We start from the raw sequence: 12,978 nt of genomic DNA, 5'->3' as shown, positions 1-12,978 counted from the left end.
GGTTGGCTCATCGATGACGATCGGGGGATTCGTACGTGTGCCCGGCGTACCGAATCACCGGACTCCTGGGCGCCGGCCGCGATGCCCACAAACGTCCCTGTCAGGCGTTCTCACCGGAAATGCGCAGCGAGAGTGTGTGACGGGGACGTTTGTGGTCACGGAGGCAGTCGACATGGCCGCCATCGGCGCACCGGCGCCCGAGTTCCCGCGAGACGACCGCTGCAACACATCCCTCAACTGATCTGCGGCACAACCTCTTTCGCAACAAGCTCCAGATGATCGAGATCGGCGAGGTCGAGCACCTGCAGGTAGACGCGGCTCGCACCGACGGCACGGTACCGCTCGATGGTCTCCACCACCTCCGCCGGGGTGCCGGCCGCACCGTTGGCGCGCAGTTCGTCGACGTCACGACCGATCGCGTTCGCGCGTCGGGCGATCTCGTCCTCGTTTGCGCCGCAACACAAGACCAGTGCCACCGAGAAGGTCATCGCCGAAGGGTCGCGGCCGGCGTCGACACACGCCGCCCGAACCCGTTCGTACTGCGCGGACACCGCGTCGAGCGGCTGGAAGGGGATGTTGAACTCGTCGGCGAACCGTGCGGCCAGTGCCGGGGTGCGCTTGGGGCCCATCCCGCCGACGATGATCGGCGGGCGCGGTGACTGCACCGGTTTGGGCAGCGCCGGTGAATCTTTCACCGTGAAGTGCGTGCCGTCGTGGTCGAATCGATCACCCACGGGGGTCTGCCAGAGTCCGGTGATGATCTCCAGCGATTCCGACAGCCGTTCGAAGCGTTCCCCCAGCGACGGGAACGGAATCCCGTACGCCAGGTGCTCCTGCTCGAACCATCCGGCTCCGAGACCCAATTCCACACGGCCACCGCTCATCTGATCGACCTGGGCGACCGAGATCGCCAGTGGTCCGGGATATCGGAAGGTGGCCGAGGTGACCAGGGTGCCCAGACGGATGCGGGAGGTCTCACGGGCGAGTCCGGCCAGCGTCGTCCACGCGTCGGTCGGGCCCGGCAGTCCGTCACCGTCGCCCATCGCGAGATAGTGATCGGAGCGGAAGAAAGCGTCGAAGCCGAGATCCTCGGTTGCCTTCGCGACGGCGAGAAGCTGATCGTAGGAGGCGCCCTGCTGCGGTTCGGTGAAGATTCGGAAGTCCACCCCATCCAACCTACGCGGACCGGGGAGGCGCCTCCGTCGTCGCGTCGTCGGTGGCTCCCAATTCGACACCGGGGATGCGCGGCAATCGCTGGGCGATCAGCAGACCCAGGATCGCGAAGGCGATCGCCAGCAACAGCGACGCCTTGATCGCCATGATCTGCGCGTCGACGTAGGCCTGGGCCAACGACGACACCTCGCCCGCCGGAATGCCGTTGGCGACGGCGATCTCATCGAGCTGATCGCGGGCCACGATCTCGACGCCGTCCTCGGTGGCCTCGGCGATCACCGCCTTGGTCTGCGCCGAGATGTCCGGGTCGGTTTGCGCCGCGTCGTTGAATCCCGCGGACAGGGCTCCGATGAGGATCGCGCCGATCATCGCAACACCGATCGACATGCCGATGTTCTGTGCGGTGCCCTGTAGGCCACCGGCCTCACCGCGGTCCCGATCTCCCACCGACGACATGATGACGTTGCCCAGTTGCGAGGCGACGAGACCGAATCCCGCTCCGAAGACCGCCATTCCGACTCCGAACATCGCGTCCCGCAACTCCGGGTCGACGGTGGAGACGAGGATCAAGGCGCCGACGATCACCAGTATCAGACCGGACGACACGATCAGCCGCGGAGACATCCTGCGCGCCAACACCGGTCCGGTGAAGGCGGCGATCAGCATCGCGATCGACATCGGTGCCAGTTTGATTCCGGTCTCGAAGGCGTTCTTCAGCAGGACGTACTGCAGGTAGATGGGGATGACGAAGAACACGCCGCCGATCACCGTCTGCTGGGCGATCAGCATCACCAGTCCGTTGCGCAACTGCAGGCCGCGCAACAGCTCCGGATGCATCAGCGGCGTCTTACCCAAGGCCACCACCCGGTTCTCCCACCAGAGGAATCCGACGAGTACCACGATTCCCGCGCCGATCATGAACGGCACCACCGAGAATCCGAACGGCGTGATCTCGGTGCCGGCGATCGTCAGCGCCCCCGACGGCCGGATCAGTCCCCAGGTTCCCGCCTTGAGCAAACCGAGCACCACCAGACCGAGGCCCAAGGACGACAGAATCGTTCCGCCCCAATCGATCTGGCGTGACGTGGAGACCTTGGAATCGGCGATGAGCTTCAGGCAGGCGACGACGGCGAGACACACCACGGTTTCGGCGGCGAAGACGACTCGCCACGTCAGGGCCTCGGTCACCCACCCACCGATCAGCGGGCCGGCCGCGGCACCGGCGGCCGCGATCCCACCGAGCGCACCGTAGGCGGTGGCACGGTCCTTGCCGGTGTAGTTGGTGGCGGTCAGCGAGATGATCGCCGGCATCACCAGCACCGCGCCGGCACCCTCGACGAACGACCAGCCGAACAGCAACCAGCCGATCGAGGGACTGAATGCGGTGATCAGCGATCCGGCGCCATAGACCAACAGCCCGATCCCGAAGATCCTCTTGCGTCCGAAGATGTCACCGAGGCGCCCGCCGAACAGCATGAACGATCCCATCACCAGCGTGTACAGCGTGATGGCGAGTTGCACCTGGGTGATGGTGGTGTCGAGGTCCTCGACGACGGCGGCCACCGACACGTTCATCACCGTGGTGTCGAGCACCATGATGAACTGCGCAGCGCACAGGATGATCAGCACCAGCCAGCGTTTCACCGGTCACACTCTATCGCCGACGGGTTCGGTCGGCGTCATACGCAACGAATGATCACCGGCCGATCGCGTGGCCGCAGCCTCTGCCGATGCGACCGCAAGCCCCGGCACTGCGGGCTATGTTGAGCAGGCGAGTGCGGTGATCCACGTCGGATCGCCGCAGTGACGAACAGGGGCTCGACACCGTGATCGACAAGCTCATCCCCACCCAGCAACGTCGAACCGTCGATGAACTCGTCGACCGTCTCGACCTGACTTCCGGCGACCGCCCGGCCAAACAGTCGGCGTTCTGGATCATGTTGACGCTCTCGGGAATCATCGCTGTGTCCGGCGTGATCGGCGACAGCACCGCGACCGTGATCGGAGCGATGATCGTCGCACCGTTGTCGACGCCGATCCTCGGGATCGGTCTGGGCATCGTCACCGCCCGTGGGCGGCTGGTCCTGTCGAGTGTGGGATATGTCCTCGCCGGCGTCGTCCTGGTGGTCATCCTCGGCGCGGTGTTCGCCCAACTGTTGCCCAATCCCATCAACGTGTTGACCAACTCGCAGGTCACCGGGCGGACATCACCGACGCTGGCCGATCTCCTGGCCGCCCTGGCCACCGGGCTCGTCGGTGCCGTGGCCATCACCCGGCGCGACGTCGGCGACGTGCTGCCCGGGGTGGCGATCGCGATCAGCCTGGTGCCGCCACTCGGCGTGGTCGGCGTCTGCCTCGGGTCCGGTGCGCCGTCATTGGCGCTGGGCGCGTTCATCCTGTTCGCCTCCAACGTGGTGGCGATGGTGATCACCAGCGTGCTGGTGTTCACCCTCGCCGGAGTCGGACGGGAAGCGGCCGTTGCTGCGGGCGCGGTACATCGACGTGCCCGCGCCTACATCGTGCTGCTGGTCGCCTTCGTGGTCGTCGCGGTACCGATGGTGGTCAACTCGCTGACGTCGCTGTGGGCCAAGCAGGTGGCGACGGCCACCGAGGACTGGTTGGACGCCGGTGGTGTCACGTCGGCGGATGTGACCAGCGTCGGTTGGAGCGGACATACCGTCACCATCAATGTGCTTGCCCCGCAAGATCTCCCACCCATCGGATCGTTGAAGTCCACCGTCGAGGACCTGGTCCCGTGGAGCCCGGAGGTCGTCGTCGTCCATACCACCGGGAGCCGGGAATCCGGCTGAGCCGGATCGCCGAGTCAGCCTTCGCCTCAGGCGAGTTCGGCGATGCCATTGCCGATCAGAACCACGCCGATGATCAGGATCAGCGTCGCCAGGACCGCTGCGGCGTTGTTCTCCAGCCACTTCTCGACGTGGCGCAGGAGGCCGCTGATGGATTCGGTGAAGATCTGATACGCGATCACCGGGATCACCACCGACGAGGATGCGATCGCGGCGAAGATCGCAATCGCCGCAGCGGTGGACCCGGCCGGCACTTCCGCCCCACCTACGAGAACACCGGCGGCAATGCACAACAGCAGATTCTTCGGATTCACCGCTGCGAGGCCCAATCCCAGTGCGGCCGCCGACGGCGGTCGCATTCCGTCCACGGCCGACAGCCACGCCGGAATCCCTTCGGATGTCCTGCGGCGCAACCACTGACGCACACCCTCGCCGAACAGTGCGACACCGAGGACCACCTGGATCCACGCAATGGCGGTGGCGCCGGCGCGGGCGACCTCCCCGACGACGACGAACACGCTCGTCGCCGCAACGATGCCCACCACCCAGCCGAAGGCAAACCCGACACTCGTGGTGCGCGCGTGCCGACCGAGCAGCATGAGGATCACCCCGATGATCGGCACCGGCGACACAGCGACCGCCACTGCCAACGGCAGGACACTGCCGATCACCTCGCCCATGCACACCACTCCTCGGTCGCTCTCGGGACAGGGTCAATCATATGGCGGCTTTCGGCAACACCGAAATCATGAAGGCCTGAACAACTGGCAAGTGTGAGCCACCGAGCATCGTCTGACCCGACGACACAGGTGCGCCGCGACATCACGGCGTCCTGACAGCGCCTTGGACCCCATTGACAGCGCTCGCCTACTCACTGACAGCGCTCTCGTCCTCACCGACGGCGCTCTGCATTCCGTTGACAGCGCTCTCCGCCTCACTGGCAGCGCCCTGTATTCCGTTGACAGCACTCAGATTACGGCTAAGGCAGCCCCATCCCGCCGGTCGAGCCGACCTCCTCCCGCCGGTCGAGCCGGACGGAGCGCTAGCCGCCGCGTTGAGCTCCGTCGAAACGGAGTCCGTGTCGAGACCAGGTGACATGACGCTGGAACCGCCACCACCACAACACCTCCCGCGAACGTGCCGCGCCATACCACACCCCACCGACAAGAAAATCGCGCCGACAACAAGTCATCCACAGACCAAACGTTATGCACAGCAACAGGATTCAGAAAACTAACCCTTGCGCCGACCGCCAACGAGGCGTACTGTGGTGTACATGACATCGGGGGAACTTGACATCACCATCGACTTGTTGTCGGAACTCGACTTCACCACCGGCAGCCTCACCCACGAGGACGCAAAGAGTGCACTGCACGCCATCCTGCTGATCCGCAATCTGGTCGATCACCACGCCAGTGTGCTTGTCGGACTCTGCGATCACCTGAAGGTCGCAGAGAACGAAGGCCGCAAACTTCAAGAGCTCCTACACGAATGGGGTGTCGCGCCGGCTTCCGCGTCCCGCATGATCCGACTGGGCACCACTCCCGACATCGACCGCGTGCACCGCCACACCTCGCTGGGCACACTGTCCGCCGAACACGCCGACGCCATCGTCCGAGGACTGTCACACATCGAGAAGCGTTCCGGTGAGCCTGTCACCGCCGAGGAACGCGACGCTCACATCATTGCCTTGTTGGGGCACGCCACCGCCGGGTTCACTCCGGCCGAGATCCGTGACTATGCCAAGAGCCGCGGGAATCAGCAGGCCGACGACACCGACGGTCTGCCGGCGGGCGAGGATCGCAGTATCAACACGCTGGACCTTCGCGATTCCGACGATGGACGCCTCACTGTCACCGGCGATCTGCACGCCGTGCTCGGTGAGAAGCTTCGGACGGCGATCGAAGTGCTGTCGGCGCCACGACCCCAGCCCGACGGGTCCCGCGATCCACGCACCGCAGGACAAATGCGTGCCGACGCCCTGGAGATCATCCTCGACACCGCCGCCCGTGTCGCCACCGGACAGTACTGCGACGACGACGGACCACGGATGCCCACCGAACTGGTCAACCTCACCATCCCCACCGGCACACCAACACTGGCATCCCTGCAATTCATGGGATCGGTCACCGAAGCCACCGCCCGCAAACTGCGCTGCGACGCCACCGTCGGCGTCATGATCGTCAGCAAAGACGAAGTACCACTATCACTCGGACGCACCATCCGCTTGTTCAACCGGGCCCAAAGACGCGCCCTAACACACCGGGATAAGGGGTGCATCAAGTGCGGTGCACCCGCGTCACGCTGCCGAGCGCACCACATCGTCCACTGGATCGACGGCGGCGAAACCTGTTTGGAGAACGGCGCTTTGCTCTGTTCGGCCTGTCATGACGACGTCCACCATAACGGATGGGACGTCGTCATGGGAGCCGATCACCACCCCTGGTTGATCCCACCGGAAAGTGTTGACCCACAACGCAGGTGGTTGCGGTCCTATCACCGCCGGACCATGACATTGGATGGATTGCCGGGTGCGGCATGACAATTGCGTGCCAGCCTCGGGTTACGTAAGTGGCCTCGACCTCGACAAGCTCGGCCCGGCGGATACACCGACTCGCAAGCTCGTCGGCACTCGGCCAGCGGGGAAAGCGTTCCAGGCTCGGGTTACGAAGGTGGCCTCGGCCCGCGGGGTAAGCGCTCGTCCGGCGGGATAGGGGCTCGACGACAACACAACAACAGTTCCTGAATCGAGAGGTTGTGCACCAGCCTCGCCTCACGTGGTCTCGATAGCCCTCGTTCCTCGGGCTACTCGACCAGCGGGAGGGTACCTTGACAACTCCACAGTGAAATGTGAACGCCCGCAACGACGTGCCACCTGCTCGACGGCCTTCCTGCCGGAATGGTGCGCAGCACACGACACGTCGGCGGGTGATCCGCTCAGCCGAGGGTGATGGCGTCCAACCGCTCCTTGATGAACTCGCCGGCAACCACCGGTGGACGGCCCGAGTCGTGGCCGATCGGTTCTCCGAGCGGGGTGACGACGGCGTCGTGGTCGAGTTCGTAGAAGAAGATCAGCGACACGAGATCTTCTTCGGGTGCGTCGGGCTGTGGCGGCAGTACGCGGTGCCGACCGGCCGGCCAACGGCCGCCCGACCAGTACTCGAGCAGATCACCGATGTTGATGGTCAGCGCATCGGGGTTGTAAGGTGCGTCGGCCCAACCACTCTCGTCGCTGAACACCTGCAGACCACCGGCACCCGGCTCCCGATCCAAGACGGTGACCGTACCGAAATCGGTGTGGGGTCCGATGCGGAACTGTCCCGGTTCGGGTTCACCCACATCCGTCATCGGCGGATAGTGATTGATGTTCGACGTCCACGTGGCATTGGCCGCCAGACCCGCGAACGGATTCTCGTCACCGTCCATCCCCAGCGCAGAGGCCATCAAGGCCAGCAGGTCATCCGACAGCGCCTTCATCTGGGTTGTCCACGCGGTGAACAGTTCTCGCAGTCGAGGAGCTTCCTTCGGCCACACATCCGGGGCGAACCAGTAGTCATCGATCTCCGGAATCCCGACCCGCGTCTGCGCTCCCGAGTTGTAGGTCTCCTTCAGATCCGGCGGCGTCTCGGTACCCTCCGAGTAGCCGTTCGCCTCGAGTCCCGGACCGATCCAGCCCCGGCCGCCGACACCAACCGCGTACTGCTGCTTGATATCTGCCGGCAACGCGAAGAACTCGCGTGCGGCGCTCCGCAATTCGCGTGGTAGCGCCGGGTCGACACCGTGCCCGGTCACCAACAGGAACCCGGCCTTCTGCAACGACTCGTCGACGGCGGCACAGACCTGCTGCGCAGCCGCCCCACCGGATCGCCACATCGACAGATCCACCGTCAGGATCGGACTGTCCACAGGCGTGATCGACGAGGAGGTATCCGGTGCGGCGGTCATCGTTCGTCTCCGTCGTCGTCCCGGTCATCGGCCACTCCGATGTCCTCGTTCCATAGCGCCGGATTCGCGGCGACGAAGTCGGTCATCATCGACACGCACCGATCGTCGTCGACGAGAACGACGTTCACGCCGAGTTCGGCCAGCCACGCCTCGCCACCGGCGAAGGTCCGGTTCTCGCCGATCACCACTGTCCCGATGCCGAACTGCCGGATCAGTCCGCTGCAATACCAACACGGCGCGAGCGTGGTGACCATGATCGTCGACGAATAGTCGCGCTGACGTCCGGCCGCCCGGAAGGCGTCGGTCTCGCCGTGCACCGACGGATCATCGTGCTGGACGCGCCGGTTGCGCCCCTCACCGAGCAGGGTGCCGTCGGCGGAGAACAGGGCGGCCCCGATCGGGATACCACCCTCCGCGAGGCCGGCTCGTGCCTGCCGAAAGGCCACGTCGAGGAGAGTCGCCGGATCGAGTCCCGCGGCGACGGTCGGGGCGGAGGTGGACATGCCCTCGAGACTGCCGTCGACGGCCACCGACCTCAACCGACAATTCGTCCGGTCGCGAACACCCGCAGGAGTGCATATCGTCCTCCCATGCCCGCAACATCCATCACACCGCCGACCCTGCGTCAGGTCATCGACCGGCATCTCGACCGCGCGGACCCCAGGGTTCTCACGGCGCACGATCGCCTCGACACAGCGGTCACCTGGGTGCACTCGAGCGAGATCTTCGAGATCGGGCCCCTGCTGGCCGGTGGTGAACTCCTGCTGACCACCGGCCTGGGCCTCGCCGGGCTCGACGCCGGCACACGTCGACACTATGTCCGCGACCTCGCCGACCGCGGGGTCGCGGGCCTCGCGTTCGAGATCGGCCGCACCTTCGACGCGATCCCCGAGGAGATGATCCGGGAAGGGTCGGCCGCGCACCTGCCCATCGTGGAACTGCGCCACGTGGTGCCTTTCATCGAGGTCTGCCGGACCGCCAACACCGCGATCGTGTCCGACGAGGTGACCGACCTGCGGCTACGCAGCGAACTCGACGCACTGCTGCACGACGACCTCACCGCCCCCGGCGCCACCGCCGCGATGATCGATCACATCGCCGCCGCAGCGCGCTGCCCGATCGTGCTGGTGGGCTCCGGCGGAGCGCTCATCTCCACTCATGGCGTCGACGATGATCGCGCGGCCTGGCGGGCCGTCGACACGGCGGTCGCCTCGACGCCGATCCTGGTGCGCGGCCGCGAGATCGGTCGCCTGTACGCGGGCACCGCCCCGGCCGCATCGTCCGCGGCGCGCATCGACCTGATGCTCCGCACCGGCGCCGGACCATTGGCTGCGATTCTCACCCGATCCGGCGCCAACAGATCATCGCTGGGCGCGCGATTGATCACCGACCTCGTCGGACGCCATCCGCTGCGGCGCGCGGATCTCCTTGCACGCCTACATGGTTCCGGGTTGGCGGTGTCGGATACAACGGTCCTGGTGCCGGTGGCGGCACACTCCCCTGATTCACGGATGGCCGATGCGACTCTCACACGAGCAGCGTCGCGGTTGAGTGGACTGATTCACGCCACCGTGGACGCCACGACCTACGCACTCGTCGCCGCATCGGCCCACACCGCCGATCCCGTCACGCAGGTGCGCGAGGCGCTTGTGGAGGGCGGCTCCCAGGTCGCCCGGATCGAGGCGGTGGTCGGTGACGGGTATCCCGTCCACGGCACCGGACCCGGTTCCGCGCTCGCGTCGACGCTTTCTGACGCACTGCGTACCTGTTCGGAGAGACTGGACATGACAGGCGATCTGCGGCGAATCCACGGGGTGGTGGCAGGTCGTGAACTTCTCGTCGAGGCAACGGCCCGGTCGGTGCCGACCCCCCTGCGTAACGAGCTTCTCGGTCTCATCGCACCACTGACCAGCCACGACGCGGCGACGTCGACGCAACTGGTGACCACACTCGATGTCCACCTGCGGCACGGATGCAGCGCCACCCGCTCCGCGGAGGCACTGCACATCGGCAGGCAGAGTCTGTATCAACGGCTGGACCGCATTCGTGGGCTTCTCGGCTTCGACCCGACCGCACCGGCGATCTGCGGATCGATGTTGTTGGCCATCAGTACGTTTCAAGCCGAGAGCATCCGGCCCTGAGGTGGCCGGGCCCACCGTGAAGCCCACCAAAATGGAACGGGGCCTCCTCGAGCAGCATGCCGGTCATCGAGGAGGCCCCGGGCTCGGATGCCGCGGTCAGGTGTACTGCCGCTGCGAGGCCTCGACGCGAGACCGGGCCAGGATCACATACCCCACGAATGCGATCACGAATCCGACGAATGCGCCGATGTCGCCGAGTTCGGGGACCGCGCGGACGACGTAGCCGACGAAGCGTTCCTGGTTGCAGAACAGCAGCACCGACACGACGAGCGCGATGACGAAGGCGGCGACGCCTCCCCAGTTCGTGTACTTGCGGTCGTACAGCAGCGCCAACGGTGGCGGGTCACGCCGCAGGAAACGGTCGGCGAACACCACACCGAGCCACGGTCCGATCCAGTACGCGACGAGCAGCAGGAACGCCTCATACGATGCGGCCGCATCCGCCAGCGCCCACCAGGCGACCAGGAAGCCGACGATGCCGAAGAACACCGACACCAGGGCACGCTGCGCGTTCATCGGCAGCTTGAAGCCCATCGTCACGAAGGCCATCGCACCGGAGTAGACGTTGATGGCGTTGGCCGCAACGGCACCGACCGCGATGGCCAGGAGCGTCAGATTCGCGATGGCGCCGGGGAAGTGGGAGGTGAAGGCCTCGGTCGGGTTGTCCGAGGTGGGTGCGCCGATGGTCATCGACGCCGCGCCCACCACCATGAGAACGGTGCACGACAGGAACAGACCCGCCGACGCGAACAGTCCGGTCTGGGCCTTGGACACCGTCGGCGGCAGGTACCGGGTGTAGTCAGCGGCGTACGGCGTCCAGCCGGCGGTGTAGCCGAATGCGGCGCCCATCGTCAGGAAGAAACCCGCGATCGAGAATCCGCCGTCGGCCGCCGGTGCCGACAGGTGCGACTTGCTGAAGATGATGACCGCACCGATCAGGAAGATCACCGCGAGCACCGGGGCGGCGAGACGTTCGAAACGCTGCACCAGGTTGTGGCCGAAGAACGCGAACGCGGTCTGCGCCACCACGATGACGATGAGTCCGACCAGCGGGGTCAGGCCGAACAGCGTCGACAGGGCGAAGGCGCCGCTGACACTGTTGGTGGCGAACCAGCCGACACCGCACATGACGGCCATGAAGGTGGCCGGGAGGATGTTGCCGTTGTGACCGAAACTCAAGCGGCCCAACACCATCTGCGGCACCCCGTGCAGCGGCCCCTCGGCCGACAGCAGGAAGTGGGCGACGGCACTGAGCATATTGCCGATCACGATGGCCGCGACCGCCTGCCAGAACGACAACCCGAAGTAGGCGACGGAGATGACACCGACGAAGATCGTCGCGAACTCCAGGTTCGGGGCGGTCCACGTCCAGAACAGGCCGCGCGGCTTGCCGTGGCGGGCCTCGAGCGGGATCGGTTCGTTGCCGCCGGGCTCGACCGCGAGGACCTTGGTGCCGTAGCCGAGGGCGGCCGTGTCGTCGACGGTGTCGGTGGGTGAAGCAGTCATGGCGACACTGTGCTGTGCCCGCCGCCGACCGGCAAGCGACGAAGTGTCAGCTGGGCGGACCCCACGAGGTGACACTTCGCCCATCGCCGGCCGGCGTCGGCCATCGCCATCGGGATCGCAATCGGCTCAGCGAACCGTGACGACCGTGTGCGCCGCCGCGTCGCCGAGGATCTTGTGCAGGTTCCAGATCGGCCGATGCGATTCGAACTGCGTCTCGTAGGGCACCTTCATGGTCGCGACCAGGTCGGACCAGTGGTTGGTCACCATGTTCTGGTAGCGGGGCAGCAGTTCGGTGGTCACGTACTTCCACCGCAGGTCGAACACCGACCAGTCCCAGTTGGCGATGGGCGTCTGCACGCTCAGGGTGCGTCCGTCGGCGAGCTCGGTGGTGTAGGTGAACGGGATGAAGTTGCGCAGCGCCGGCACACCCGCGATGGACGGCGATCCGGCGAGTGTCATCGCGTAGGTCAGGGCGGCGCCGACGCCGTCGGCCTTGCGGTAGTTGCGGACGTTGTCGAACTGCCAGCCGACGACGTTGAACTGTTCCCGACGGAGCAGCGTCGCGTTGCCCTGCGCGACGCGGGATGCGTCACCGGAGTCGATGTCGTTCCACGCGGCGAGAACGGAGTCGTCGATCAGTCCGGCGCGGTGCAGTTCCTCGATGCCGGCGATGCCGTTGCGCACGTACGCCATGTGCAGGGGCATCAGGTCGGTGAAGATCGCCTTCTGCATGACGAGGATCTGCTTGGCGAACCAGTCGAGGTCGGCGGGGGTGATCTTGTCGGCGGAGTAGGCCAGGGTCTGCAACCCCTCCGGGAAGATCCCGAGGAAGCCCGGTCCCGCGACATCGGTTGTCGCCTCGATGATCTGGGCGGCCAGCGGTTGCAGCTGCGAGATCCCGTAGACGTCACCGAGCAGCACCACGTCGGCGATGCCACCGCCGAAGTCGGCGCCGACGAGGCCGGCCATCCCCGACCACTGCAGATTCTTGTGCGCGATCTGCAGGTCCTCGTACAGCCGGTAGGACTTGATCATGTTGCCGCGCATGGCGTGGAAGCCCTTCTGCGGATCCCATGCGGCCAGGTCGATCCCGGCGGTCGACGTGGCCTGCACGAGCCGCCACTGAAAGAGCAACGCGGCGTAGCGCTTCGGGTCGATACCCGACGAACGTGCCTGCGTGATAAGCGAATTCAGGGCTGCGATGTCGGTGGGTAATGCGGGGTTGACGCCACCGGCGGACTTGTCGGCGAACCGATTGGTCAGCGGGAGATCGAGATAGCGGTCGAGGTCGGCGGCGTGCGCCGGACCACTGGCAAGTGGCGCCCCCACCACCGCGATGATGACCGCCAGAATGAGCCCGATGACCGAGCGTCGAGTGATCGACATATGGTTCCCGCCCCTGCTTC

Annotated in this window: 10 protein-coding genes; 3 read left to right on the top strand and 7 right to left on the bottom strand. The window is 65.9% G+C overall.

Annotated elements, in window-relative coordinates; all coding sequences use genetic code 11:
* Window positions 1-233 precede the first annotated feature (233 nt).
* Together ABLE92_RS19135 and ABLE92_RS19130 are read right to left on the bottom strand one after the other, a co-directional pair.
* On the bottom strand, window positions 234-1,166 hold the full coding sequence (locus ABLE92_RS19135) for an LLM class F420-dependent oxidoreductase (RefSeq protein ID WP_348806366.1): 933 nt from the start codon (window positions 1,164-1,166) through the stop codon (window positions 234-236).
* Window positions 1,167-1,176: 10 nt separating this feature from the next.
* Window positions 1,177-2,817: an MFS transporter gene (locus ABLE92_RS19130; RefSeq protein ID WP_348806365.1), complete on the bottom strand. Its 1,641-nt coding sequence runs from the start codon at window positions 2,815-2,817 to the stop codon at window positions 1,177-1,179.
* A gap of 185 nt (window positions 2,818-3,002) precedes the next feature.
* Here ABLE92_RS19130 and ABLE92_RS19125 point away from each other — a divergent pair, with 185 nt between their 5' ends.
* Complete coding sequence (locus ABLE92_RS19125) at window positions 3,003-3,983, top strand: TIGR00341 family protein (RefSeq protein WP_449741907.1); 981 nt, start codon at window positions 3,003-3,005, stop codon at window positions 3,981-3,983.
* Window positions 3,984-4,009: 26 nt separating this feature from the next.
* On the opposite strand, the gene ABLE92_RS19120 is transcribed toward ABLE92_RS19125, so the two are convergent.
* Window positions 4,010-4,660: a GAP family protein gene (locus ABLE92_RS19120; protein ID WP_348806363.1), complete on the bottom strand. Its 651-nt coding sequence runs from the start codon at window positions 4,658-4,660 to the stop codon at window positions 4,010-4,012.
* A gap of 596 nt (window positions 4,661-5,256) precedes the next feature.
* Between ABLE92_RS19120 and ABLE92_RS19115 the strand changes: the two genes are divergently transcribed.
* Entirely contained in the window at window positions 5,257-6,522 is a 1,266-nt protein-coding gene (locus tag ABLE92_RS19115) for an HNH endonuclease (protein WP_348806362.1), read from the top strand.
* Window positions 6,523-6,917: 395 nt separating this feature from the next.
* On the opposite strand, the gene ABLE92_RS19110 is transcribed toward ABLE92_RS19115, so the two are convergent.
* Window positions 6,918-7,925, bottom strand: a complete 1,008-nt coding sequence (locus ABLE92_RS19110; RefSeq protein WP_348806361.1) for an isopenicillin N synthase family dioxygenase — start codon at window positions 7,923-7,925, stop codon at window positions 6,918-6,920.
* On the bottom strand, window positions 7,922-8,428 hold the full coding sequence (locus tag ABLE92_RS19105) for a nucleoside deaminase (RefSeq protein ID WP_348806360.1): 507 nt from the start codon (window positions 8,426-8,428) through the stop codon (window positions 7,922-7,924). The genes ABLE92_RS19110 and ABLE92_RS19105 overlap by 4 nt, the downstream gene beginning before the upstream one ends.
* Before the next feature lie 87 nt (window positions 8,429-8,515).
* Here ABLE92_RS19105 and ABLE92_RS19100 point away from each other — a divergent pair, with 87 nt between their 5' ends.
* The gene (locus ABLE92_RS19100; RefSeq protein WP_348806358.1) at window positions 8,516-10,066 is read left to right on the top strand and encodes a PucR family transcriptional regulator; all 1,551 of its coding nucleotides are present in this window, start codon (window positions 8,516-8,518) and stop codon (window positions 10,064-10,066) included.
* A gap of 96 nt (window positions 10,067-10,162) precedes the next feature.
* On the opposite strand, the gene ABLE92_RS19095 is transcribed toward ABLE92_RS19100, so the two are convergent.
* On the bottom strand, window positions 10,163-11,572 hold the full coding sequence (locus tag ABLE92_RS19095; protein WP_348806357.1) for a purine-cytosine permease family protein: 1,410 nt from the start codon (window positions 11,570-11,572) through the stop codon (window positions 10,163-10,165).
* Between the two features lie 126 nt (window positions 11,573-11,698).
* Complete coding sequence (locus ABLE92_RS19090; protein ID WP_348806356.1) at window positions 11,699-12,958, bottom strand: hypothetical protein; 1,260 nt, start codon at window positions 12,956-12,958, stop codon at window positions 11,699-11,701.
* Window positions 12,959-12,978: the final 20 nt, after the last annotated feature.

This window comes from Gordonia oleivorans (assembly GCF_040044975.1).
Taxonomy (GTDB): domain Bacteria; phylum Actinomycetota; class Actinomycetes; order Mycobacteriales; family Mycobacteriaceae; genus Gordonia; species Gordonia oleivorans.
Note: the sequence above shows the minus strand (reverse complement) of the source record. Positions and strands in the feature narration are given on the sequence as shown.

Bases quoted from the DNA above. Each gene is read 5' to 3' on its own strand.
- ABLE92_RS19120 (WP_348806363.1), bottom strand. From the start codon at position 4,660: ATGGGCGAGGTGATCGGCAGTGTCCTGCCGTTGGCAGTGGCGGTCGCT.
- ABLE92_RS19115 (WP_348806362.1), top strand. From the start codon at position 5,257: ATGACATCGGGGGAACTTGACATCACCATCGACTTGTTGTCGGAACTC.
- ABLE92_RS19110 (WP_348806361.1), bottom strand. From the start codon at position 7,925: ATGACCGCCGCACCGGATACCTCCTCGTCGATCACGCCTGTGGACAGT.
- ABLE92_RS19105 (WP_348806360.1), bottom strand. From the start codon at position 8,428: ATGTCCACCTCCGCCCCGACCGTCGCCGCGGGACTCGATCCGGCGACT.
- ABLE92_RS19100 (WP_348806358.1), top strand. From the start codon at position 8,516: ATGCCCGCAACATCCATCACACCGCCGACCCTGCGTCAGGTCATCGAC.
- ABLE92_RS19095 (WP_348806357.1), bottom strand. From the start codon at position 11,572: ATGACTGCTTCACCCACCGACACCGTCGACGACACGGCCGCCCTCGGC.
- ABLE92_RS19090 (WP_348806356.1), bottom strand. From the start codon at position 12,958: ATGTCGATCACTCGACGCTCGGTCATCGGGCTCATTCTGGCGGTCATC.